Consider the following 24,239-nt stretch of genomic DNA (forward strand, 5'->3'; position numbering starts at 1 on the left):
CGTGAGGCTTGACCATATAACACCCAAGCAATTTGAATGCTCCAAGCCCCAGGGCGAACGAGACCAGATTGCGGTGTGTGAAGACGAAACGAACCGAAAGTTCGAGACGCTCAACCGCAACACACAAACTATCGCATACCCATTCGCTGGAACGTGACCGCAAGGCACGCGCTGGCTACCGAATTTCTTGACGACCATAGAGCATTGGAACCACCTGATCCCATCCCGAACTCAGAAGTGAAACGATGCATCGCCGATGGTAGTGTGGGGTTTCCCCATGTGAGAGTAGGTCATCGTCAAGATTAAATTCCGAAACCCCTATCTGCTGACGCAGGTAGGGGTTTTGTTTTGCCCGCAGGGAAGTTCTTACCACAAGCGCGGACAGCTCCCGGCTGTCACAGCCCCCCGACAGTGCTAAGGTTCTGCCCTAGCTTTTGCATTTTCAAGGATGCCTTTCATGCCGGACGCAACGTCCCTTAGCCCAGCTTTCATGGTGGTTCACGGGAATCGCCTTGATGAGTTGCGCAGCCTGGTGATCAGCTTGATGCGGCGCTATCCGCTGGCTCCCCTTGAAAATGAAATCGCCCTGGTACAAAGCAACGGCATTGCCCAATGGCTCAAGCTCGCACTGGCTGAAGACCCGGAAGATGATGACTCCGGCGGCTGCGGTATTGCGGCGGCCATTGATGTGCAATTGCCGGGCAGTTTCATGTGGCAGCTGTATCGAACAGTCCTGGGGCGTGACGAGATTCCGGCCAAGTCCCTATTGGACAAGGCTCCGCTAACCTGGCGCCTGATGCGCCTGCTGCCGCAATTGATCGAGCAGCCTCATTTCGAACCTTTGCGACGATTCCTTACCCACGACACCGACCTGCGCAAGCGCTATCAACTGTCCGAACGTCTTGCCGATCTGTTCGACCAGTACCAGGTATACCGGGCCGACTGGCTCGAGGATTGGGCTGAAGGTCGACACCAGACACGAAATGTCCGAGGTGAAATCAAGCCGCTCGCACCGGCGAATTGCTGGCAAGCGGAACTGTGGCGTGCCTTGTTGCTGGATGTGGGTGAACAAGGCATGGCGCAAAGCCGTGCCGGCGTCCACCAGCGCTACATCGAGCGAATCAACAACCTGGAAGTCGCTCCGAAAGGCTTGCCGGCGCGGGTCATCGTGTTCGGTATTTCTTCGTTGCCTGCCCAAGTCCTCGAGGCGCTTGCCGGTCTTTCCCGGTTCAGCCAGGTTCTGCTCTGCGTGCATAACCCGTGTCGCCATCATTGGGCGGACATCGTCGCCGACAAGGACTTGCTGCGTCACCAATACAAGCGTCAGGCCCGCAAGACCGGCATGCCCGCCGTCCTCGATCCGCAAACCCTGCATCAACATGCCCATCCGTTATTGGCTGCCTGGGGCAAGCAGGGGCGCGACTATATCAACCTGCTCGACAGCTACGACGACCCCAACAGCTACCGCGCGGTATTTCGCGATGGGCGAATCGACTTGTTTACGGATGGGACCCCCACGACCCTGCTCAGTCAGTTGCAGGATGACATCCTGGAGCTGCGCCCCCTGAACGAAACCCGGGAGCACTGGCCTGTCGTCGATACGCAGCGAGACGGCTCGATCCGCTTTCATGTGGCCCACGGCGCCCAGCGTGAAGTCGAGATTCTCCATGACCAGTTGCTGGCCCACTTCAGTGCGGATCCGTCTCTGCGCCCACGGGATATCATCGTCATGGTCCCGGACATCGACAGTTATGCGCCGCACATTCGCGCGGTGTTCGGCCAGCTCGACCGGGGCGACCCTCGTTTCATTCCATTCACGCTGACGGACCAGGGGCAGCGTGGGCGTGAACCACTGCTGATTGCCGTCGAGCATTTGCTCAAGTTGCCGGACAGTCGTTTTCCGGTCAGCGAAATCCTCGATCTGCTGGATGTCCCGGCGTTGCGCGAACGGTTTGGCATCGATGAGGCCGACCTGCCAACATTGCACCGCTGGATCGAAGGGGCGGGGATTCGCTGGGGAATGAGCGCCGAACACCGTGCTGGGTTGGGCTTGCCCGCGGAGCTTGAACAGAACAGCTGGCGTTTCGGCTTGCGTCGCATGTTGCTGGGGTACGCTGTCGGCAGTTCGCAGGCCTATGACGGCATCGAGCCCTACGACGAGATCGGTGGCCTGGACGCGGCATTGATCGGTCCGCTGGTTGCGTTGCTGGATGCCCTGGAGGTCGCTCATCAGGAACTTACCCAGCCGGCATCGCCGCAGCAATGGGGGGCGCGCCTGCATGACCTGATGCAGCTATTTTTCCAGGCGAGCAACGAGCATGACGACTATTTGCTGGCCCAACTCGAAGACTTGCGTGAAACCTGGTTGGAAACCTGTGAGTCGGTGGGGCTGCAAGATGAATTGCCGCTGACGGTGGTGCGTGAGGCGTGGTTGGCCGGGCTGGATCAAGGGCGGCTGTCCCAACGCTTCCTGGCCGGAGCCGTCAACTTCTGTACCTTGATGCCAATGCGCGCGATTCCCTTCAAGCTGGTGTGCCTGCTGGGGATGAATGACGGTGATTACCCGCGAGCCCAGCCACCCTTGGACTTCGATCTGATGGGCGGCGATTATCGCCCGGGCGATCGTTCCCGCCGTGAGGATGACCGCTACCTGTTGTTGGAGGCGCTGCTTTCGGCCCGGGAAAAGCTGTACATCAGTTGGGTGGGGCGTAGTATCCGCGACAACAGTGAACGACCGGCATCGGTGTTGATCGGCCAACTGCGCGATCATCTCGCCAGTGGCTGGCGGTTGGCCGATGACAGCAAGAGTCTCCTCGATGCCCTGACCCAGGAGCATCCGCTGCAACCGTTCAGTGCGCGTTATTTCCATCAAGGTGACGAGCTGTTCAGTTACGCCAGCGAATGGCGAATGCTCCACGACACCTGCGATCACACCGACAAAACCCAGCTGCTGGCACCTTACGTCCAGGAAGAACCCTTGGGCCTCGGTCAGTTGCAGGACTTCCTGCGCAATCCCGTCCGCCATTTTTTCAGCCAGCGGCTGAAAGTATTCTTTGAAGTTGTCGAGGCGCCTCTGGCCGATGACGAACCTTTCGTGCTCGATGCGCTGCAACGCTACACCCTGAGTGACAGCCTGCTCGAGGCTGCGCTGGTACGCCTGGACCAGCCGGATCTGGCCCTGGCCGCCCACGCCCAGAGACTCCAGAACAGCGGCCTGTTGCCGATGGCCGGGTTCGGAGAGTGCATGCAGCGTGAGTTGATCGAGCCCTTGCCGGATCTGCTCCAGCGTTACCAACAGCTTCTGGCGTTATGGCCTACACCGCTGACCAGTGCCGTGCCCGTCAGCCTGCACTTGCAGGGCGTGAGTGTCGAAGGATGGCTCAGTGGCCTGCACCAGCGCGCCGACGGTGCGGTCCTCGCCATCACGGCTATACCCAATAGCATCGGCTCCACCAAGACCCGCAAGTGGCATCGCCTGATACGGCCCTGGGTCAACCATCTTGTGGCCTGCGCTAACGGCTTGTCGTTGACGACAGCGCTGGTGGCCAGTGATGACAGCTTACTGCTGGCACCTTTCGAAGAGCCAGTCGCACGAAAGCTGCTTGTCGACATGCTGCAGGCTTGGCAGACCGGCATGCGCCAGCCGCTGCCGATCGCGGTGAAGACGGCTTTCGCTTGGCTCGGCCAGAGTGATCCACTCAAGGCCGAAGCCGCGGCGCGCAAAGCCTATGAGGGCGATGGACAGACGTTTGAAGGCGAACGGCGGGAGAACCCGGCCTTGGCTCGACAGTTTCCGGATTTCGCGGCCTTGATGGCTGACGAAACATTCCCCGACTGGTGCGATGCGCTTTATCGGCCATTGCTGGAAGCCCCATGGCGTTCATCGGCCGGCGAGGAGGCCCGTTCATGAGTCGGCAGACACCTTTGGCCCTGGCTTTTCCGCTACGAGGCAGCCAGCTGATCGAGGCCAGTGCCGGTACCGGCAAGACCTTCACCATTTCGGCGCTGTACCTGCGCCTAGTGCTGGGGCATGGCGGTTCGGTGTCCGGTTTTGGCCGTGAACTGCTTCCGCCGCAAATCCTGGTGGTGACCTTTACGGACGCTGCCACCAAGGAGTTGCGTGAACGAATTCGCACCCGTCTGGCCGAAGCCGCACGTTTCTTTCGCGACGAGATTCCAGCGCCGGATTCACTGATCGCCGCATTGCGCGATGAGTTCAGTGCCGAGCAATGGCCTGGCTGCGCGAACCGGCTGGACATCGCCGCGCAGTGGATGGACGAAGCGGCTGTCTCGACCATCCATAGCTGGTGCCAGCGCATGTTGCGTGAGCATGCCTTCGACAGCGGCAGCCTGTTTACCCAGACCTTGGAAACCGACCACAGCGAATTGCTGGGCGAGGTCTTGCGCGATTACTGGCGGCTGTTCTGCTATTCGATGCAAGGCGAGGCGCTGAATTGGGTGCGTACCCATTGGGGAGGGCCGGCTGCGCTGTTGCCACGGGTGAGAGGGTTGTTTTCCAGCGAGCGTGGCGACGGCGACGGGCTTGAGCCGGCCGAACTCATCGCGGCCTCCCTGCAAGAGCGCAGTGCTGCCTTGCTCGATCTCAAGGCGCCATGGCGACAGTGGGCCGTGGAGCTGCTGGAGATCTGCCAGCAAGGCGTCGCCAGCAAGTCTGTCGATGGGCGCAAGATGCAGGCGCGTTACTTCGAACCGTGGTTTCAGAAAATCACCGCCTGGGTCGATGACGAAAGCCTTGAGCTGTTGGACATTGGCACTGGGTTCACGCGCCTGACTCCCGAGGGCATGGCCGAAGCCTGGAAAGGCGAAGTGCCCAACCATCCCGGGCTGGACGCCATGGCCGGTCTCAAGGCCAGCCTGGATGCTTTGCCCACGCCAGATGCCGCCGTGTTGCAACATGCCGCGCAATGGGTCGGAGCGCGGTTCGAAGCCGAGAAACGTCGCCGCGCCGAAATGGGCTTCGACGACATGCTGCTGCGTCTCGACGCGGCGCTGCAGACCGACGGGGGGGAGCGTCTGGCGAGCCTGATCCGCGAGCAGTTTCCGGTGGCGCTGATCGATGAGTTCCAGGACACCGACCCGGTTCAATACCGGATCTTCGAAAGCATCTACCGCATCGAAGACAACGATCCTGAGACCGGACTTTTCCTGATCGGTGATCCGAAGCAGGCGATCTACGCTTTTCGCGGTGCCGACATCTACACCTACCTGCGTGCTCGCCAGGCCACGACCGGCAGGTTACATACCCTGGGCACGAATTTCCGTTCCAGCCATGCCATGGTGGGGGCGGTAAACCATATTTTCCAAAAGGCCGAGTCCCGTCCGAAGGGGCGCGGCGCCTTTCTGTTCCGCGAACCGTCGGGTGAGAACCCGGTGCCGTTCCTGTCCGTTGAATCCCAGGGGCGCAAGGAGTCCTTGCAGGTGGCAGGACAGACCGTTGCGGCGCTGAATATCTGGCACCTACCGTCGGAGCAGCCGCTTTCCGGTGCGGTGTACCGGCAATCCATGGCGGCCGCGTGCGCCAGTGAGATCACGGCATTGCTCAACGGTGGCCAGTCGGGACGCGACGGTTTCACGGTCGATGGCGAAACGCTGCGCGGGTTGCGCCCGGCGGATATCGCCATCCTGGTGCGCGACGGTAAAGAAGCGCAGGCCGTGCGCGCCGAGCTGTCCGCGCGGGGCGTGCGCAGTGTCTATCTGTCCGACAAGGATTCGGTCTTCGCTTCGCAAGAGGCGCGGGATTTGCTGACCTGGCTCAGGGCCTGCGCCGAGCCGGATGTGGAGCGACCGCTACGGGCAGCGCTGGCCAGCATCACGTTGAACCTGCCACTGACGGAGCTGGAGCGTCTCAATCAGGATGAACTGGCCTGGGAAGCCCGGGTCATGCAGTTTCGTAGTTATCGTTCGGTCTGGCGCAGCCAGGGCGTGCTGCCGATGTTGCGACGCCTGCTGCATGATTTCGAACTGCCCCAGGCCCTGATGGCGCGCAGCGATGGCGAGCGGGTGCTGACCAATTTGCTGCACCTTTGCGAACTGTTGCAGCAGGCCGCCGGTGAACTGGATGGCGAACAAGCCTTGATCCGGCATTTGTCCGAGCACCTGGCCTTGTCCGGACAGGCGGGGGAAGAGCAGATCCTGCGCCTGGAAAGCGATGAGCAGTTGGTCAAGGTGGTCACGATCCACAAGTCCAAGGGCCTTGAGTATCCGTTGGTTTTCTTGCCCTTCATCTGTTCGACGAAACCGGTGGATGGGAGTCGATTGCCGTTGCATTACCACGATGAGGCCAACAAGGCGCAGATCAGCCTCACGCCCACCGCCGAACTGATCGCCAAGGCCGATGACGAGCGTCTGGCCGAGGATCTGCGGCTGCTCTACGTGGCACTGACCCGTGCACAACATGCCTGCTGGCTGGGGGTGGCGGACCTCAAGCGGGGCAACAACAACAGCTCGATCCTGCATGTGTCCGCACTGGGTTATCTGTTGGGCGGTGGTGTGCCGTTGACCGAGTCGGTGGAGTTGAAGCGTTGGCTGGAAGACCTGCAACAAGGCAGTGTCGCGGTCAGTTGCCAGCCAGTGCCCGAAGCGACCGACGAGCGCTACCGGCCGCCGCGCAACGACGCTGTGTTGCTCGAACCCTTGGTGCCCTTGCGAAAAGCCAGCGAAAATTGGTGGATCGCGTCTTACAGCGCCCTGCGCATCGGTGAAAGCCTGAGCGAAGGCAGCGATACCGCGCCAGAGAATCCGCAGGCCCAGAAGCTGTTCGACGATGAGCGACTGGACCCGGACGCTCCCAGGGAGACCGTCGCCATCGGTGGCGATATTCACCGTTTTCCCCGTGGCCCCGGCCCCGGCACTTTCCTTCATGGTCTTTTGGAGTGGGCCGCCGGAGAAGGTTTTTCATCTGCGCCGGCGGATATCGAGGATGCCATTGCCCGACGCTGTAATCGCCGAGGCTGGAAAGGTTGGATCACTACATTGAGCGACTGGCTGCAGCACTTGATCAAAATGCCCATGCCCGTCGGCAACGACCAGGCGCCGGTGGTGCTCGAACAACTGACCCGGTTCCAGGTCGAGATGGAGTTCTGGTTCGCCAGCCACAAGGTCGATGTGCAAAAGCTTGATCAACTGGTTTGCCGGTTCACCCATGGAGGTGTAGCCCGCGTCGCGGCGGAACCGGTGCTGCTCAACGGTATGTTCAAGGGCTTCATCGATTTGACGTTCGAGCACGACGGTCGGTATTACGTGGCCGATTACAAGTCCAACTGGCTGGGTGTCGATGACATGGCCTACACCGTACAGGCCATGGAACAGTCGATCCTGGACCATCGCTACGACCTGCAATACGTGCTGTACCTGTTGGCCCTGCATCGCCAGCTCAAGGCGCGGCTCCCTGGTTACGACTACGACCGGCATGTCGGCGGCGCCCTCTATCTGTTCCTTCGCGGCACCCGCTCAACCAGCCAGGGCGTGTATTTCACCAAGCCGCCACGGGCCTTGATCGAACAACTGGATCGGCTGTTCCAGGGCGCGCCCGAACCCAAGGCCGAGCCGGCATGGGTACAGGGAGAACTGCTATGAGTCGTTCCTTTGCCGATCTGCTGCCCAAGGCGTCCGACGACGAGAGCCCGGTTGACCTGGCCCCCTTGAGCCGTGCCCAGGACCTGCTGTTGTTACTGACGCGCTGGGTCGAGCGCGGTTGGTTGCGAGCCTTGGACAAGGCATTCGTGGCGTTCCTCCATGAACTGGCTCCGGACGGTGATCCCTTGGTCCTGCTCGCCGCTGCGCTGACCAGTCATCAACTGGGCCACGGGCATGTCTGCCTGGATGTGTTCGAGACCCTCAAGGAGCCGGACTTCGCCCTGTCGCTGCCCCCCGAGGGTGACTTGCAGCCAGGCGTGATGTTGTTGCCCTCGCAAATATTGCAGACACTGGACGGCGCCCATTGGTGCAAGGCCCTGGCGTCCAGTCGTCTGGTGGCCCTGGCTGCGGATGAAAGCGAAGAGGCGCAGCAACGTCCGTTGGTGCTGTCTGGCAAGCGTCTTTATCTGCGCCGTTACTGGGGCTATGAACGACGGATCGACGAGGCGTTGCGCCAACGGCTGACTGACCATGAAGCGGCGCCTGGAGACCTGCGCGAGCGTTTGGACGGGCTGTTCGGGCCGGCCAATGCCAACGCCCCGATCGATTGGCAGAAGCTGGCCTGCGCGCTGGCGACTCGCGGGGCCTTCAGCATCGTGACTGGCGGCCCGGGTACCGGCAAGACCACCACCGTTGTGCGCCTGCTGGCGTTGTTGCAGGCTCCGGCCGTCGAGGCAGGGAAGCCGCTGCGAATTCGCCTGGCTGCGCCCACCGGCAAGGCGGCGGCGCGCCTGACCGAGTCCATCAGCCAGCAGGTCCGGACCCTGGACGTGGATGAGGCTGTGCGCGAACGCATTCCGTGCGACGTCACGACGGTCCATCGTTTGTTGGGCAGCCGCCCCGGCACCCGGCATTTTCGTCACCATGCAGGCAATCGCTTGCCACTGGATGTGTTGGTGGTCGATGAGGCGTCGATGATCGACCTGGAGATGATGGCCAATCTGCTGGACGCGCTGCCGGCCCATGCCCGGTTGGTGTTGCTGGGGGACAAGGACCAGTTGGCTTCTGTAGAGGCCGGTGCAGTGCTGGGGGATTTGTGTCGAGACGCCGAGGACGGTTGGTACAGCCCCCGGACCCGAGCCTGGCTTGAGTCGGTCAGCGGTGAAAACCTGGCGGCCAGCGACCTGCGGCAAGACCTCGACGGCACTCATCCCCTGGCGCAGCAAGTGGTCATGCTCAGGCATTCCCGACGCTTCGGCGAAGGCAGTGGGATCGGTCAACTGGCTCGCTGGGTCAATCAGCAACAGCCGGAAAAAGCCCGTCAGTTGCTGGAGCAAGAGCAATATGCCGATCTGGCCTCCCTGAAGTTGGTGAGTGAGCACGACACGAAGCTGGAAAAGCTGTTGCTCGACGGCAAGCCAGAAGGGCCCCAGGGGTATCGGCATTACCTGAGCCTGCTGCGGCAGCACCGCCCGGCCATTTCTCGCCCATTGGAAGACGGTTGTTGGGCCGATTGGGCTCGGAAGGTACTGGCGGCCTTCGACGAATTCCAATTGCTTTGCGCGGTGCGTAAAGGCCCGTGGGGCGTTGAAGGGTTGAACCAACGGATCACCGCTGCATTGCTCAAGGCCCGCCTTATCGATAGCGATCACCAGTGGTACGAAGGACGCCCGGTGCTGATGACCCGTAACGACTATGGGCTGGGGTTGATGAATGGCGATATCGGCATTGCCCTCAAGCTGCCCGAGCGTGATGGGCCCGATGCCGGCAAACAGGTCCTTCGGGTCGCTTTCCCGCGTAATGACGGCCAGGGCGGTGTGCGTTTTGTCCTGCCCAGCCGACTCAATGACGTGGAAACCGTGTATGCCATGACGGTGCATAAATCCCAGGGTTCGGAATTCACCCATACCGCGTTGATCCTTCCGGATGCGCTGAACCCGGTCTTGACCAAGGAATTGGTGTACACCGCCATTACCCGGGGCAAGCAATGGTTCAGCCTGATCGAACCGCGAGTGGGCATCTTCGAGGAGGCGGTCCGGCGCAAGGTCAAGCGCTTGAGCGGGTTAATGCTGGAGTTGGAGCAGGCTGACTGAATCATCAGCTTTTAATGGTTCATGCCCCATGGCAATTTTGCCTGTTTCGCGCCGAAGTCTACGTAACACGCGGCCTCGCTGGCTTTTTGGCACTGTGCTATCGTTCCGGCACTTATCGTCTGGATCAAGAGATTTTCCATGAAAGTGCCTGTACGGGAGGCAGTGCGCAGCAAGGGGTGGGGGCAGTTTCTGCTGGCCGGCCTTTTGTGTCTGCTGCTGCCTGTCGCGATGGCCCAGGAGCAAGTCACCACGACCCAGGCCGAGCAGCGGGCCGAAGCGGTGACCCAGGTGGTATTGGGTATTCTCAGCTACGCCCGTTGGCCCGTGGAGCCTACCCAACTGCAACTGTGCATCGTCGGGCCGACCCAGTACACCGACGATCTGGTCAAGGGCACCACCCAGGCCACGGGGCGGCCGGTGACGGTGCAGCGGCTGCTGGCCGATCACCCCGATATCGCCACTGACTGCAACGCGGTCTACGTCGGCAGGCTGACCAACGATGAGCACACCCGTTTGTTTGCATCCTTGATCGGCAAGCCAGTGCTGAGCATCAGCGAAGGCGGCGACCAGTGCACCGTGGGGAGCCTGTTCTGCCTGCGGGTCGGCGATGAACAAGTGTCTTTCGAAGTCAACCTCGACTCTGTGGCACGCAGTGGTGTGCGCATCCATCCAAGTGTGCTGCAGCTTTCCCGTCGCAGGTCGGCGACGCCATGAAACAGCGCAAACCAAGGGTCCGTCCCACCCTGGGCTCGGTCATCGGTCGTGGTCATCTGATCGTCGCGTTGGTGGCCATCACCATGGCCAGTGTTTCCCTGACTTTGCTTGGCCTGCTGGCATTGCGGGTCTATGCCGATCACAACCTGCACCTGATCGCCCGATCGATCAACTACACCGTGGAAGCTGCCGTGGTCTTCGATGATTCGGCCGCGGCTACCGAAGCACTGGCCTTGATCGCTTCCACCGAGGAAGTCGCCGATGCCCAGGTGTTGAATGAACATGGCCGTCTGTTGGCGCGTTGGCAGAGACCGCAAACCGGCCTGTTGTCGGAACTGGAAGTACACATTGCCAAGGCATTCCTGGAAAAGCCCATCAGCCTGCCGATCATTCATCAAGGGCAGAACATCGGCCGTATCGTGTTGGCGGGGCATGGCGGTAGCCTGTTGCGCTTTTTGCTCAGCGGTCTGACGGGGATCATCCTGTGCACGGCGGTCAGTGCCTGGGTGGCGCTTTATCTGGCACGGCGCCAGTTGCGTGCGATCACCGGGCCGCTGCGCAGCCTGGCCGAGGTGGCCCACGCGGCACGCAGCGAACGAGCCCTGGATCGACGCGTGCCGCCGGCCGCCATTGCTGAACTGGATAACCTGGCCAATGACTTCAACGCATTGCTCGATGAACTGGAGTCCTGGCAGACCCACCTGCAAAGCGAAAACGAAACCCTGGCGCACCAGGCCAGCCACGACAGCTTGACCGGCTTGCCGAACCGGGCGTTTTTCGAAGGCCGACTGATTCGCGCCTTGCGCAATGCCGGCAAGCTCAACGAGCAAGTGGCCGTGCTGTACCTGGACAGCGACCGGTTCAAGGGCATCAATGACAACTTCGGTCACGCCGCCGGCGACGCGGTGCTGACAGCCGTGGCGACCCGGGTCCGGGCCCAGTTGCGCGAGGATGACTTGGTCGCGCGCCTGGGGGGCGATGAATTCGCCGTGCTGCTGGCGCCCCTGCACAAGGCCGAGGATGCCGAGCGGATCGCTGAAAAAATCATCGCCAGCATGGAGATGCCGATTCAATTGCCCGGCAACGCTTCCGTGTTGACCTCCCTCAGTATCGGCATTGCCGTCTACCCGGATCATGGTGACACACCGGGCACCCTGCTCCACGCCGCCGACGCGGCAATGTACCAAGCCAAACGCCTCGCTCGAGGCGGTCAACATACGGCGGGGTCGGATCACTCCGTCGTCGATCTTCAAACCAGGAGCTGAATCGTGCGTTCATACCCTCAACTTTCCCTGCGCTGGTTCGCGGCGCTTTTCTTGCTTGCCATCCTGGCCCTGAGTGGTTGCCAGACGGCTCCGCCGAAAGGTCTGACCCCGGCGCAAATCGCCGTACTCAAGCAGCAAGGCTTCGAATTGACCGACGATGGCTGGGCCTTCGGTTTGTCGGGCAAGGTGTTGTTCGGCAGCGATGTGGAAAATCTCAACCCGGCCAGTACCGAAATCGTCGAGCGCATCGGCAAGGCGTTGCTGGGGGCGGGCATCGAGCGGGTACGCATCGATGGTCATACCGACGCCTCGGGCTCCCAGGCCTACAACGAACAACTGTCGATGCGTCGGGCCGCCAGCGTGGGCAAGGTGCTGACAAGCGTTGGCATGCGCGAAGAAAACGTCCAACTGCGTGGCCTGGGCAGTAGCAAACCGGTCGCCTCCAATGACACGGCCAGCGGCCGCACCGAAAACCGCCGCGTCGCCATCGTGGTCATCGCCGACTAGTCGGCGAACACCATCTCCCGGCTATCGCCCATCAGCAGTGGCTGGTTCTGTTCAGTCACTTCGCGGATGTAGTCCCACAACAACGTAATCCGCTTGAGCTTCCTCAAGTCTTCCCGGCAGTACATCCAGAACTGCCGGGTGACGGTGATTTCCTCCGGCAGCACCGGCAAGAGCCGTGGGTCCTGGGCGGCGAGGAAGCAGGGCAGGATCGCCAGTGAGCGCCCTTGCTGTGCGGCCACGAATTGCGCGATCACGCTGGTGCTGCGCAGGTGGGCATTGGCGCCGGGCAGGACGTTGGCCAGGTAGAGCAATTCGGAACTGAACGCCAGGTCGTCCACGTAGCTGATGAACGAATGCTTGCTCAGGTCGGCCGGGCGCTGGATCGGTGGGTGATTGTCCAGGTAGGGCTGGGTGGCATAGAGCTGCAGCCGGTAGTCGCACAATTTGCAGCACACATACGGGCCATGTTCGGGGCGTTCGAGGGCGATGACGATGTCGGCTTCGCGCTTGGAGAGGCTGATGAAGTGTGGCAGCGGCAGGATGTCCACCGAAATGGCCGGGTAGGCGTCGACGAAATGGCTCAGTTGCGGGGTGATGAAGAAGCTGCCGAAGCCTTCGGTGCAGCCCATGCGTACATGGCCGGACAGCGCCACGCCAGAGCCTGAGACCTGTTCGCAGGCCATGTGCAGGGTGCTTTCGATCGATTCGGCGTACCCCAGCAGGCGCTGGCCTTCGGCGGTCAGGACAAAACCGTTGGTCCGGGATTTTTCGAACAGCAGCGTGCCCAGCGAGGCTTCCAGCGAGCTGATGCGTCGCGACACCGTGGTGTAGTCGACGGCCAGGCGCTTGGCGGCCGTGCTGGCCTTGCGGGTGCGGGCCACTTCGAGGAAAAACTTGAGGTCGTCCCAATTCAGCGACCCCAGGGAGGTGATGTTTTTTTGCATGATGGACCGGCTTTTATGTGCATTCTTATTAGAAGTTTGCACATCTATACTCCAAAAACCGTCTCATCACCATGCGTGCCCATGCACCTTGGTCTTTGCTGAACCAGCGCTCTCTATAAGAACAATCCCGGAGGCCAGCATGAACGTTTCCCTTACCCCCAGCGACACCACCCTGCAAACCGTCAGACTGTTGATCGATGGCGAGTGGGTCGAATCCCAATCCAGTGAATGGCACGACATCGTCAACCCGGCGACCCAACAGGTGTTGGCGAAGGTTCCATTCGCGACGGCGTCGGAAGTCGATGCCGCCATCGCCGCTGCCCAGCGTGCGTTCCAGACCTGGAAACTGACGCCCATCGGTGCGCGGATGCGCATCATGCTCAAGCTCCAGGCGTTGATCCGCGAGCATTCCAAGCGCATCGCCGCGGTGCTCAGCGCCGAACAGGGCAAGACCATCGCTGACGCCGAGGGTGATATTTTCCGCGGCCTGGAAGTGGTCGAGCACGCCTGTTCCATCGGCACCCTGCAGATGGGTGAGTTCGCCGAGAACGTCGCCGGTGGCGTGGACACCTACACGCTGCGCCAACCGATCGGGGTGTGCGCGGGCATTACGCCGTTCAACTTCCCGGCGATGATTCCGCTGTGGATGTTCCCGATGGCCATCGCTTGCGGCAACACCTTTGTGCTCAAGCCGTCGGAACAGGATCCGCTGTCGACCATGCTGTTGGTGGAGCTGGCCATCGAGGCCGGCGTACCGGCGGGTGTGCTCAACGTGGTGCACGGTGGCAAGGACGTGGTGGATGCGCTCTGCACCCACAAGGATATCAAGGCGGTTTCCTTCGTCGGTTCGACGGCGGTCGGTACCCACGTGTATGACCTGGCGGGCCGTCATGGCAAGCGCGTGCAGTCGATGATGGGCGCCAAGAACCACGCGGTGGTGTTGCCCGATGCCAATCGTGAGCAGGCCCTCAACGCCTTGGTCGGCGCTGGTTTTGGCGCGGCCGGCCAGCGCTGCATGGCCACCTCCGTGGTGGTGCTGGTGGGCGCGGCCAAGCAATGGTTGCCGGAGCTCAAGGCCCTGGCGCAGAAGCTCAAGGTCAACGCCGGCAGTGAGCCGGGCACCGACATCGGCCCGGTGATTTCCAAGCGGGCCAAGGCGCGGATTCTCGAGTTGATCGAGAGCGGCGTGAAGGAAGGGGCGAAGCTGGAACTCGATGGCCGTGGCATCAGCGTGCCGGGCTTCGAGCAGGGCAATTTTGTCGGCCCGACCCTGTTTTCCGGCGTGACCACCGAGATGCGCATCTACACCGAGGAAATCTTCGGCCCAGTGCTGGTGGTGCTGGAAGTCGACACCCTGGATCAGGCGATTGCCCTGGTCAACGCCAACCCATTCGGCAACGGCACCGGCCTGTTTACCCAGAGTGGTGCGGCGGCGCGCAAATTCCAGAGCGAAATCGACGTTGGCCAGGTGGGCATCAACATCCCGATCCCGGTGCCGGTGCCGTTCTTCAGCTTCACCGGTTCCCGTGGTTCGAAACTCGGCGACCTCGGCCCGTACGGCAAACAAGTGGTGCAGTTCTACACTCAGACCAAGACCGTGACCGCGCGCTGGTTCGATGATGACAGCGTCAATGACGGTGTGAACACCACCATCAATTTGCGTTAAGGAGCCGGACATGAACATCGCATTTATCGGCCTGGGCAACATGGGCGCCCCCATGGCGCGCAACCTGCTCAAGGCCGGCCATTCGCTGAACCTGTTCGACCTGAACCAGACGGTGCTGGCCGAGCTGGCGGCATTGGGCGGCACGATCAGCGCCTCGCCTCGCGACGCGGCCCAGGGCGCTGCACTGGTGATCACCATGCTGCCGGCCGCCGCCCATGTGCGTAGCGTCTGGCTGGGTGAGGACGGTGTGCTGGCCGGTATCGCCGCTGGCACGCCGGCGGTGGATTGCAGCACCATCGATCCACAAACCGCTCGCGACGTGGCGGCTGCCGCTGCGAAACAAGGGGTGGCGATGGCCGATGCGCCTGTCTCGGGCGGCACCGGCGGTGCGGCGGCGGGCACGTTGACCTTCATGGTCGGCGCCACGGCTGAGTTGTTCGCCACCTTGCAACCGGTGTTGGCGCAAATGGGCCGTAACATCGTGCACTGTGGCGAAGTCGGCACCGGGCAGATCGCCAAGATCTGCAACAACCTGCTGCTGGGCATTTCCATGGTGGGTGTCAGCGAGGCCATGGCTCTGGGCGATGCCTTGGGGATCGACACTCAGGTGCTGGCCGGGATCATCAACAGCTCGACGGGTCGTTGCTGGAGTTCGGACACCTATAACCCGTGGCCGGGCGTGATCGAAACGGCGCCGGCCTCCCGTGGCTATACGGGTGGCTTTGGCGCCGATCTGATGCTCAAGGACCTTGGCCTGGCGACCGAAGCCGCGCGGCAGGCCCATCAGCCGGTGGTGCTGGGGGCGGTGGCGCAGCAGTTGTACCAGGCGATGAGCCAGCGGGGCGAGGGCGGCAAGGATTTTTCGGCGATTGTTAACAGCTATCGCAAGCCGCAATAAGCGGGCACTGGGCGAGGGAGCGAGCTTCCTCGCCACAGCGTCTCATGTTCAAGGCCGCCCAGCTGGCTGGGAAATAAGCTGACTGGGCGAGATTTGCCGTGAAGCTGTAATAAACGTTATTTAGTATGACATTGTCTTGAGTGTCCTTAGTTTCATATATATAAAACGCTGCAAGTGATAACGAGTTGTTATAGTTACGGAGCCTTGACAGACAAAAAACGTTGCACAATACTCGGCGCTCAGGACGAGCAATCATTATCAAGGAGCGATACCCATGCCTTCGCAGGATACGTGCGTACTTATATCTGCTGCCCTTAAAAAGTTGGCGCTCAATCAAGAATGTCGGGACGCCTTCAGCAAAGACTCGTTGTTCTTCAAATTATTCGAGCAAGCAGCCCACCGCTATATCGTCTCTTCGGATCGGGAAGAGCTCGCTGGAAAACTCCAATTACTCCACGACAAAGGCTATCGACTCGGCGTTGAGTATGTCGGCGAGGAGAACCATGATCCGCGCGTGGTGCAGGCCTTCGTCGATGAATATCTGAAGGCTATCCAGACGTTCGCCAAAGCCGGATTAACACCGCAATTGGGGTTTGATCTAAGTGCCGTAGGCATGCTCATTTCCCAGGAAACGGCCTATCGCAACGCCGCCACTATCCTGTCTGCTGCCGCAGAACATAATATTCCCGTGATGATTAGCATGGAGCACTCTTCGGCGGTCGATAAGATCCTCGAAGTGTATTCCCAGTTGGCGCCTGATCACTCCAATGTTGGTCTAACGGTACAGGCACACTTGCATAGAACGCTTGATGATTTACCCAAAATCATTGGGTATGGTCGTAAGATTCGATTGGTTAAAGGTGTATACAACGAAGCGCGTGAAATAGCCCTCCCTCGTGGCGCGGAACTGGATCAGCGCTATTTGACGTTACTTACCGAACTTCTCGAGGCCAACATCGCGGTCAGTTGCGCGACGCAGGATCCCAACCTGATCAAGCGCATTTTCGACCAGGGTTACCACTCGCAGATCCAGGAACTGGAAATGCTCCACGGTGTGCAACCCGAGACGTTGCGTAAAGCCAAGGAGGCAGGGTTGGCATGTCGTATCGCGGCGGTTTATGGCGACAGCTGGTACCTCCATTTTCTGCATCGACTCGCCGAGTCGCCTGAAAACGTCCTGGAGTCCCTCGCTGACTTCTACGATCCCTCTCGCATCGTCTTTGGCGCAGGTTACTAACGGAGCAATTTATGTTTATCGATCTGAGAAGCGACACGGTAACCAAGCCAACGGAAGGCATGCGCAAGGCGATTTATCAGGCTGAAGTGGGTGATGACTGTTTCGGTGAGGACCCGACAGTGCGTGCGCTGGAGGAGTACTGCGCCAATTACTTCCAGAAGGAAGCGGCGCTGTTCACCTCAGGCGGCACCTTGAGCAACCAGTTGGCGATCAAGGCACTGACAAACCCGGGCGACGAGATATTCCTCGACGCTTCGTACCACATCAATTTCTATGAGTCGGCCTCGACGTCGGCTTTTTCAGGGGTCAATTTTTCGCTGACCAACCACGACAACGGCCTGTTCGATGTCGGTGACCTGGAAAAACTCCACGCCTCCAAATGCCGCTGGAGCCAGAACTATGCCTTGCCGCGGGTGGTGGTGATTGAAAACACCCTCGGTTGCAAGGGTGGGGACATCTTTCCGCTGCAACAAATGAACAATGTCTTTGCTTACGCCAAGGAGATCGGTGCCTATCGTTATCTCGATGGCGCGCGGATTCTTCACGCGTCGATTGCCTCCGGCATCGATGTGACTTCATACACCGACAACGCTGATCTGCTGTCCATGTGCCTGTCGAAGGGGTTGGGTGCGCCGATCGGTTCGATCATGGTGGGTTCGCAAGAACTGATACTGCGCGCCAAAAAATACCGCAAATGGTTCGGGGGTGATTTGCACCAGGCCGGCATGATGGCAGCGGCCGGGCTTTATGCGATGCAAAACCACGTCGAGCGGTTGGCCGATGACCATGAGCACGCAGCGTTGCTGCACCAGTTGCTCAATGACATCGACGAAGCGCCTGCGCGCTACAAGGGCACGAACATGGTCACCCTGGACATTGCCGCGCTGGGTATCGCGCCGGTGCAGTTCGCCGCTCTTCTGCGTCAGAAAGGAGTGGGGGGCTTGCCTTATAACGCCAGGGAAATGCGCTTCATGCCGCATCTCAACATTAGCCGCGACGATATCCATAAAGCCGCCGGGATTATCAAGGATACCGTCCGCGAGCTCAGCCGTGCGCCGGAGACGATCAAGTGATCTATAAGAAAAACATTGTGCTGATCGTGGATGCCTATTCGATCGGCAGCCTCATCGCGCCCGCTTTTATTTCCCGCGGATTTGAATGCGTGCATGTGCGCTCCACCGCCAATGTCAACGCCTTCTACAAGCCCTGGTTCCGTCCTGCCGACTTTATCCAGGACGTTCTCTACCACTCTGACGCCGAGCTGCAGCAGGCATTATCCGATTACTCGGTGCAGTTCGTGCTGGCCGGCTGCGAGTTTGGCGTTGAACTGGCCGCGCATCTGGCGGGACTGTTCGATATCCCTCGCCGCAATGATCCGGCGCATGCCGTTCGCTGGCGCGACAAGTTCGAAATGCATGAAGCCTTGCAGCGGGCGGGTGTGCGCTCGATCAAGCATTTCAAGTCGGATTCGCTGGCAGCGATTCTGGAATGGATAAAAGAACAACGCATCCTGCCGGTGGTGTTGAAGCCGATCAAAAGTGCCGGCTCCGACAATATTCATATCTGTACGCAGGAAAGCGAAGTCGAACAGGCCTTCGAGGTCATCAAGTCGAGCCAGAACCTGTTCCTTGAAAGCAACGAGGAAATCCTGGTCCAGCAGTATCTGGACAATTCGGATTTCAACTCGGAGTTGTCGGCGAGCAAATCCACGGACGTGGACATCGAATACTGCGTCAATACCGTGAGTGTCGACGGCCAGCACTATGTCAGCGAAATCATCCGGGTGTATCGCACTCGAATTGGCGATTCGCCCGTGCACGACTACAACCAGCTGATGTGCCCGGTGGACAATGCCGACGTCTACCGTCGCCTGTCGCAATACATTTTTTCCGTGCTCGATGCACTGGGTATCCAGCAGGGCGTCGGTCACAGCGAACTGATGATAGTCGACGACGAACCGGTGTTGCTTGAAACCGCGGCACGCATGCCGGGCGGCATCGACCTGTCGGCCTACACCCGGGCCTTGGGCCATAACCAGTTGAGCCTGTGGATCGATTCGCTGATCAACCCCCAGGCCTTTCTCGACTACCGGCAACGCCCGAGAAACAAGCTCTATTTCCATTCCAGCTGTGTGTTCCTGATCGCTCGACAGGCCGGGCCCATCAAGCGCGCGCCAGACCTCGCTCGGTGGAAAGCGATCCCTGGCGTACACAGCATCAAGATCCAGGATGAAGGGGCGCTCAAGGAAACCGTTTCCCTGGAAAACTGCCCGGGGCATGTGTTCATTCTCGACCGCGACCGTGCAGCCATTCAGAAGAGCATCGAGTTGCTGCGCGAGGACGAACCTGGCGTCTACAGGGAAATGTTGTCATGAAAGACGTGTCGGGAGAGCTGGCGGTGCAGGGTGGATTCAAGGTGTATACCCGGCCTGTGGTTCTGCTGCTGTCGGCGACGTTCATCCTGACCGTTGCCCGTGCGCTGGCCTTGCCTTATCTGGTGGTTTATTTCTCTCAGGCCTTTGGCCTGGGGGTCACCGATATCGGTCTTGTGGTGGGCGGCGCGTTGATCGTCAGCTCCATCCTGGGTGTCTACGGCGGTTTTCTGGTGGACCGGTTTTCCAACTACCGGATCCTGCTCGGTGCCGCCACGCTGTTTGCCTTGGCGTTTGCCGTGGCTTATCAGGTAGCCAGCCTGGTGCCGTTCATCATCGCTATCGTGGTGGTCAACCTCGCCTATGCGGTGATCGACATCGCGGTGAAATCAGGCATAGGTTTCCTGGTGACGGTGGACAAGCGGGCGAGCGTGTTTTCCATGAAGTACACGCTGACCAACGTCGGTTACGCCATCGGCCCTTTCCTGGGTGTGCTGTGCGCGAAAATCAGTCCCGGCCTGCCGTTTGCGGTTTCGGCGTTGATCGGGGTGGCTTTTGTCGTGTTGTACAGCGGGATGGGGGCACGGCTTCCTCGTGGAGAAGGCGTAGAGCGGCCAAGCCATGATTTTGCCCGCGTGCTGGTCCATTTGGTGCGTAACTACAAGCTGGTGTGTTTTACGATCGGCGGCGTTCTCAGTGCCGTCGTGTTCGGTCAGTTCACGGCCTATTTGTCGCAATACCTGATCGTGACCAGCACGCCGGAGAACACCTACAAGATCATCAACTATCTGGTCACCACCAATGCTTGCGTGGTGATCGGTTTGCAATACCTGGTCGGCTCCAGGATCAACCAGAACAATCTGTTCCGGATGCTGATGCTGGGCATGTTGTTTTTCGTGGTGGGCCTGATGGGGTTTTGTTACGCACAGACTCCGCTGGCCTGGATATTGGCCATGATCGTTTTTACCGTGGGTGAGATCATCATTATCCCGGTGGAATACCTGTTCATCGACTACATCGCCCCGGAGGATATGCGCGGCGTTTACTACGGTGCGCAAAACCTGTCCAATCTGGGGGCCGCGCTGGGGCCGGTGCTATGCGGTGTTGCCCTGTCGCTCTTTGCACCTTGGGCGGTGTTCTACCTGTTATCCATGTGCGTGGTCGTGGCCAGTCTGTTCTATTTCCTGGGTTCAAGGCGCGAGAGGTGATTGATGATTCACTTCAATACGGCGGGTTCGGGGCTGATGTCTGCCGAGACGCTGAAGCTGATGCAACGTTATCTGCAGGACGAGTTCGAGTCGGGGGCTTATGAAACCGAATTGAAGTACGCACCTGTCCTGGACGTTGAGGTCTATGAAAACGTTGCCCGGCTGCTGGGCGCCGATGCGCGTAACGTGGCGCTTTTCGATGGGGCGACCAAGGCGTGGGTGACCGCGCTGGAGGCATTGACCTGGTCCGAAGGCGCACGCGTTCTGGTCACGCCCTACGAATACGCAGGCAACCTGATCGCACTTGCGACATTGCAGCGCCTGCATGGGGTGGTGGTTGAAGTGATGCCGCTGTTGGCCGATGGCAACCTCGACCTGCGATGGCTGGCCCGGCACATGAGCGCCGAGGTCAAGTTGGTCTCGATCGTCCATGTCCCTTCTTGCTGCGGCATCGTGAATGACATCGAGGCGGTAGGCAATATCCTGCGCGACTACTCGGCCTGGTACTTTGTCGATGCCTGTCAATCGGCGGGCATGCTGGCGCTGGACGTGCGCGCCGCCGGCTGCGATGTGTTGACGGCTGCCGGCAGAAAGTTCCTGTGTGGGCCAAGGGGAACAGGGTTTGCCTACCTGTCCGAACGCTTCCTGGCCACCGCGCAACCTCGTTTCACTGACCTGGGCCGGGCCACGGTCGATGTCAGCGGCGTCGTTACGCGAGGGCTGGGAGATGCCCGCTGTTTTGAATATGCCGAGCGTAACAACGCGGCCGTAGTGGGTTTGAACCAGGCGATCAAAGAGCGCTTGTCGGGCACCTACGGGGCGGAGTCAGAGCTCTATCACGAATTGCTCCGGCGTCTGGCAGAGACCTCCGGTGTCAATTTGATTGCTCCGGGCACTCACCGTCAGGGCATCATCGCTTTCACCCATGAGCGTTGTTCGGCGACAGAGCTGGTCAGTTATCTGCGCGCCCGAGGTATCAACGCTTGGCCGGGATATGCATCGCATACGCCGTACTTCATGTTGGCGCGGGGGCATGAGCGTTTTGTGCGCGTTTCCATCAATGGGAGGAACAATGCCCAAGACGTGGATGAGTTCATCGCGTTACTGGCCGAGTTATAAATGATCAATGAGGCAACCAATGGCCTGTAAATAAAAAGTCTATGTCGTGCGGTTTGTCGCAATGGAATGTGCGTGGTGTGCCTGACAAGTGACCGTCTGCGGCAGTGGTACTGCATTAATTGTTTTGACTGGGGAACCCATTAAGGCTGCGCAGGCGTTTAGCGCCTGTATTCATCACTTCGAGTTACGAAAGGGAATTCCGATGAACGATGTGAACAGGTTTAATCCTTCTGCTGCACTCAGGCTGCGTCTGCGGCCTTTGTACAAAAAAGACAATTGGCACTGGCTGGTTGCCCTGGGTGCGGACCTTCTGATCATTGCCTCGGCGATATTTCTCGCCAATCGCTATAACGCGCTTTATCCGCTGGCACTGTTGTTCATTGGCTCTCGGCAGCGGGCACTTGCCTCGCTTCTGCACGAAGCGGCGCATATGACGTTGGCTCAAAGCAAGGCGCTTAACAAATGGGTCGGTGAATATTTGTTGGCCTATCCCATCTTCCAGGACTATGAAGCCTATCGTCGATCCCATGTGCAGATGCACCACCACCATCTAGGCGACAAGCTGAAGGATCCCGACCATCGTTTCTACATCGAGTCGGGCTTGTACGAGGCTCAGGACCGTCTGGATTTCCTGTTTCGTCATCTGTTCAGGAGCGTGACGCTGGTCAACACCTACAAGTACTTCCTTTATCTGGTCAAGAACCGGGCGGGGGACATCCTGGCCAATCCGTTACAAGGCTTGAAGCTTCTGGCGGTTCATGGCGCCATGTTGTTGCTCTTCAATTACTTTGTCGGCCCGTGGGCTTATGTCCTGTTCTGGTTGGTCCCTTACTTCACGGTGTTCCAGGTGATTGGCTGGCTCTCCGAGATTTCCGAGCACTTCGGCATGTTCGGGGTGTACAAGGATGAGGTGCAGCTGACGCGCAATCGTTTCCCCACTCCGGTCGAGCGATTGTTTATCGGTATGCATGGCGATAACTATCATCTGACCCACCACCTGTTTGCCGGCGTGCCGTTCTGGAACCTGAAGCAGGCGCACCAGATATTGATGGAGGATGAAAGCTATGCGGCGGCCAATCGGGGGTGTGGCGGCATTTTCACTGCGAAAGGCGATGCCCGATCGAGCCTGCACCAGATATTCGAGGCGTATCGAAGCGGTAAAATCGGCACCGTTGACGTGACAGCATAGCGGGCGGTCATGCTGCGCTGTGCTCCAGGCGCGCCTTTGAGCACAGCGTATCGGTCAAACGCGTTCGTCAGGCGAAGACGAAATACTTGCGCACGGTCTCGACCACTTCCCACGTGCCTTTCATGCCGGGTTCGATGACGAAGATATCACCGGCGCGCAGATGGATCGGCTCCAGGCCCTCTGGGGTGATGATGCAGTAGCCTTCCTGGAAATGGCAGTACTCCCACTTCACGTATTCCACATACCATTTGCCGGGTGTGCAGATCCAGGTGCCCATGATCTTGCTGCCGTCTTCGCTGGTGTAGGCGTTGAGGTTGACGGTGTGCGGGTCGCCTTCGAGTTTCTCCCATTTGCAGGCATCGAGTACGGGCAGCGGATGGGTGTCGCGCAGGACGGTGATGGGGGCGGTCATGTGAACTCCGAAAGGGGCGGAAGAGAACAGGCACCCTAACGCGTGGCCTGGGCGGGTAGATGCCTGTGGTCGACATCGAGCTATCCAGAAGCGCGCATCAATCGGCCAGATGTCGAGCCAGGGCCGTGGCGTAGGCCGGCAAACCGTCGAAGTTGCGGGCGCACAGCAGCAGCGCCCGGTGGGTCCAGGCCTCTTGCAGCGGGACGCAGTGATATGAAGGCTCGGGCGGGCGCCGGTCGATGGCCGCCTTCGGCACGATGGCAATGCCTGCACCATGGGCCACCATGCGAATCATGCCGTCGAAACCATCGGCGCGAATGCGGATTTGCATGCGCGAGCCGATGTGCAGGGCCTGTTCTTCCAGGTGAATCGCCAGGGCGCTGGAGGCGTTCAGGCCGACATAGTCGTGGCTGAGGGTCTCGCTGAAACGCACGGCTCGACCGTCGGCCAGTGGGTGCCCGGACGGCAGGATCAAGACCAGTGGATCGTCGCGAAACGGCCAGGCCTGAAGGCCGTTGGTGTCCACCGCGTCGGAAACGATCCCCAGGTCCGCCGCGCCCTGGCGCAGCGCATGGGTGATCCGTGAACTGGGTAATTCCTGCAGGTCGATGTCGAGGTTGGGATGGGCCTTGAGAAAACCGGCCAGCAGTTCGGGCAGGTACTCGGTCATGGCGCTGGTGTTGCACAACAGTCGCACCCGGCCTTTGACGCCCTTGGCGTATTCAGCCAGGTCCTGTTGCAGGCGTTCGGCCTGTCGCAACAGAACCCGGGCGTGCTCGGCCAGGGCCCTGCCAGCCGGCGTCGGGGTTACGCCACGCCGTCCGCGCTCAAGCAGATCGATGCCCAGGGAAGCTTCCATGGCCCGGACCCGCGCACTGGCCGCGGCCAGGGACAAATGGCTGCGGGCCGCACCGGCGGTGATGTTGCCGGTGTCGAGGATGTGCAGGTAGAGGCGCAGGTCGGTGAGGTCGAAGTGCATGGGCAGGTGATCCCTGTGCCGGGTTTGTCTGGTGTTTGCTA

General features: G+C 60.2%; 17 protein-coding genes and 1 rRNA gene. 15 read left to right on the plus strand and 3 right to left on the minus strand.

Features of this window, described 5'->3' with window-relative positions:
* Positions 1–186 precede the first annotated feature (186 nt).
* From rrf to BT125_RS23765, 7 genes are all read left to right on the plus strand, one after another.
* A 5S ribosomal RNA gene (gene rrf / locus BT125_RS23735) occupies positions 187–302 on the plus strand.
* 155 nt (positions 303–457) lie between these two features.
* Positions 458–3,910, plus strand: coding sequence for an exodeoxyribonuclease V subunit gamma (gene recC / locus BT125_RS23740; RefSeq protein ID WP_072410953.1), 3,453 nt, complete (start codon positions 458–460; stop codon positions 3,908–3,910).
* On the plus strand, positions 3,907–7,596 hold the full coding sequence (gene recB, locus BT125_RS23745; RefSeq protein WP_072411105.1) for an exodeoxyribonuclease V subunit beta: 3,690 nt from the start codon (positions 3,907–3,909) through the stop codon (positions 7,594–7,596). Before recC ends, recB begins: the two co-directional genes overlap by 4 nt.
* Positions 7,593–9,689, plus strand: a complete 2,097-nt coding sequence (gene recD / locus BT125_RS23750; protein ID WP_072410955.1) for an exodeoxyribonuclease V subunit alpha — start codon at positions 7,593–7,595, stop codon at positions 9,687–9,689. Before recB ends, recD begins: the two co-directional genes overlap by 4 nt.
* A 138-nt stretch (positions 9,690–9,827) precedes the next feature.
* On the plus strand, positions 9,828–10,403 hold the full coding sequence (locus BT125_RS23755; protein WP_072410957.1) for a regulatory sequestration protein YfiR: 576 nt from the start codon (positions 9,828–9,830) through the stop codon (positions 10,401–10,403).
* On the plus strand, positions 10,400–11,668 hold the full coding sequence (locus BT125_RS23760; protein ID WP_072410959.1) for a diguanylate cyclase DgcN/YfiN: 1,269 nt from the start codon (positions 10,400–10,402) through the stop codon (positions 11,666–11,668). The genes BT125_RS23755 and BT125_RS23760 overlap by 4 nt, the downstream gene beginning before the upstream one ends.
* Positions 11,669–11,671: 3 nt before the next feature.
* Positions 11,672–12,175, plus strand: coding sequence for an outer membrane lipoprotein YfiB (locus tag BT125_RS23765; RefSeq protein WP_072410961.1), 504 nt, complete (start codon positions 11,672–11,674; stop codon positions 12,173–12,175).
* On the opposite strand, the gene BT125_RS23770 is transcribed toward BT125_RS23765, so the two are convergent.
* Positions 12,172–13,119, minus strand: a complete 948-nt coding sequence (locus tag BT125_RS23770) for a LysR family transcriptional regulator (protein ID WP_053181727.1) — start codon at positions 13,117–13,119, stop codon at positions 12,172–12,174. The two genes, BT125_RS23765 and BT125_RS23770, sit on opposite strands and share 4 nt — an antisense overlap.
* Positions 13,120–13,258: 139 nt before the next feature.
* Here BT125_RS23770 and BT125_RS23775 point away from each other — a divergent pair, with 139 nt between their 5' ends.
* The 8 genes from BT125_RS23775 to gntB all read left to right on the plus strand — a co-directional run bounded on the left by BT125_RS23775 (position 13,259) and on the right by gntB (position 22,807).
* Positions 13,259–14,785: a CoA-acylating methylmalonate-semialdehyde dehydrogenase gene (locus BT125_RS23775; RefSeq protein WP_072410963.1), complete on the plus strand. Its 1,527-nt coding sequence runs from the start codon at positions 13,259–13,261 to the stop codon at positions 14,783–14,785.
* Positions 14,786–14,795: 10 nt separating this feature from the next.
* Complete coding sequence (gene mmsB / locus BT125_RS23780) at positions 14,796–15,683, plus strand: 3-hydroxyisobutyrate dehydrogenase (protein ID WP_046063065.1); 888 nt, start codon at positions 14,796–14,798, stop codon at positions 15,681–15,683.
* A 274-nt stretch (positions 15,684–15,957) separates the two neighbouring features.
* The gene (locus tag BT125_RS23785) at positions 15,958–16,920 is read left to right on the plus strand and encodes a proline dehydrogenase family protein (protein WP_072410965.1); all 963 of its coding nucleotides are present in this window, start codon (positions 15,958–15,960) and stop codon (positions 16,918–16,920) included.
* A gap of 11 nt (positions 16,921–16,931) precedes the next feature.
* A complete protein-coding gene (locus tag BT125_RS23790) occupies positions 16,932–17,993 on the plus strand; it encodes a threonine aldolase family protein (protein ID WP_072410967.1) in 1,062 nt (353 codons plus the stop codon).
* Positions 17,990–19,294, plus strand: a complete 1,305-nt coding sequence (locus BT125_RS23795; RefSeq protein WP_072410969.1) for a hypothetical protein — start codon at positions 17,990–17,992, stop codon at positions 19,292–19,294. Before BT125_RS23790 ends, BT125_RS23795 begins: the two co-directional genes overlap by 4 nt.
* 23 nt (positions 19,295–19,317) lie before the next feature.
* Positions 19,318–20,499 carry an MFS transporter gene (locus BT125_RS23800; RefSeq protein ID WP_371857825.1) on the plus strand — a complete coding sequence of 394 codons (1,182 nt, stop codon included), beginning with the start codon at positions 19,318–19,320 and terminating at the stop codon, positions 20,497–20,499.
* Positions 20,500–20,502: 3 nt separating this feature from the next.
* Positions 20,503–21,618, plus strand: a complete 1,116-nt coding sequence (locus tag BT125_RS23805) for an aminotransferase class V-fold PLP-dependent enzyme (RefSeq protein WP_072410983.1) — start codon at positions 20,503–20,505, stop codon at positions 21,616–21,618.
* Between the two features lie 202 nt (positions 21,619–21,820).
* Positions 21,821–22,807 (plus strand): guanitoxin biosynthesis L-arginine gamma (S) hydroxylase, encoded by a 987-nt coding sequence (gntB, locus tag BT125_RS23810; RefSeq protein ID WP_072410985.1) that lies wholly within the window; start codon positions 21,821–21,823, stop codon positions 22,805–22,807.
* Positions 22,808–22,874: 67 nt separating this feature from the next.
* On the opposite strand, the gene BT125_RS23815 is transcribed toward gntB, so the two are convergent.
* Both BT125_RS23815 and BT125_RS23820 read right to left on the minus strand, forming a co-directional pair.
* Positions 22,875–23,219: a cupin domain-containing protein gene (locus BT125_RS23815; RefSeq protein WP_060739285.1), complete on the minus strand. Its 345-nt coding sequence runs from the start codon at positions 23,217–23,219 to the stop codon at positions 22,875–22,877.
* 97 nt (positions 23,220–23,316) lie between these two features.
* Positions 23,317–24,198, minus strand: coding sequence for a LysR substrate-binding domain-containing protein (locus tag BT125_RS23820; protein ID WP_072410987.1), 882 nt, complete (start codon positions 24,196–24,198; stop codon positions 23,317–23,319).
* Positions 24,199–24,239: the final 41 nt, after the last annotated feature.

The organism is Pseudomonas sp. NFACC04-2 (assembly GCF_900119265.1).
Taxonomy (GTDB): Bacteria; Pseudomonadota; Gammaproteobacteria; order Pseudomonadales; family Pseudomonadaceae; genus Aquipseudomonas; species Aquipseudomonas fluorescens_AA.

Bases quoted from the DNA above. Each gene is read 5' to 3' on its own strand.
- recC (WP_072410953.1), top strand. From the start codon at position 458: ATGCCGGACGCAACGTCCCTTAGCCCAGCTTTCATGGTGGTTCACGGG.
- recB (WP_072411105.1), top strand. From the start codon at position 3,907: ATGAGTCGGCAGACACCTTTGGCCCTGGCTTTTCCGCTACGAGGCAGC.
- recD (WP_072410955.1), top strand. From the start codon at position 7,593: ATGAGTCGTTCCTTTGCCGATCTGCTGCCCAAGGCGTCCGACGACGAG.
- BT125_RS23755 (WP_072410957.1), top strand. From the start codon at position 9,828: ATGAAAGTGCCTGTACGGGAGGCAGTGCGCAGCAAGGGGTGGGGGCAG.
- BT125_RS23760 (WP_072410959.1), top strand. From the start codon at position 10,400: ATGAAACAGCGCAAACCAAGGGTCCGTCCCACCCTGGGCTCGGTCATC.
- BT125_RS23770 (WP_053181727.1), bottom strand. From the start codon at position 13,119: ATGCAAAAAAACATCACCTCCCTGGGGTCGCTGAATTGGGACGACCTC.
- BT125_RS23775 (WP_072410963.1), top strand. From the start codon at position 13,259: ATGAACGTTTCCCTTACCCCCAGCGACACCACCCTGCAAACCGTCAGA.
- mmsB (WP_046063065.1), top strand. From the start codon at position 14,796: ATGAACATCGCATTTATCGGCCTGGGCAACATGGGCGCCCCCATGGCG.
- BT125_RS23785 (WP_072410965.1), top strand. From the start codon at position 15,958: ATGCCTTCGCAGGATACGTGCGTACTTATATCTGCTGCCCTTAAAAAG.
- BT125_RS23790 (WP_072410967.1), top strand. From the start codon at position 16,932: ATGTTTATCGATCTGAGAAGCGACACGGTAACCAAGCCAACGGAAGGC.
- BT125_RS23805 (WP_072410983.1), top strand. From the start codon at position 20,503: ATGATTCACTTCAATACGGCGGGTTCGGGGCTGATGTCTGCCGAGACG.
- gntB (WP_072410985.1), top strand. From the start codon at position 21,821: ATGAACGATGTGAACAGGTTTAATCCTTCTGCTGCACTCAGGCTGCGT.
- BT125_RS23815 (WP_060739285.1), bottom strand. From the start codon at position 23,219: ATGACCGCCCCCATCACCGTCCTGCGCGACACCCATCCGCTGCCCGTA.
- BT125_RS23820 (WP_072410987.1), bottom strand. From the start codon at position 24,198: ATGCACTTCGACCTCACCGACCTGCGCCTCTACCTGCACATCCTCGAC.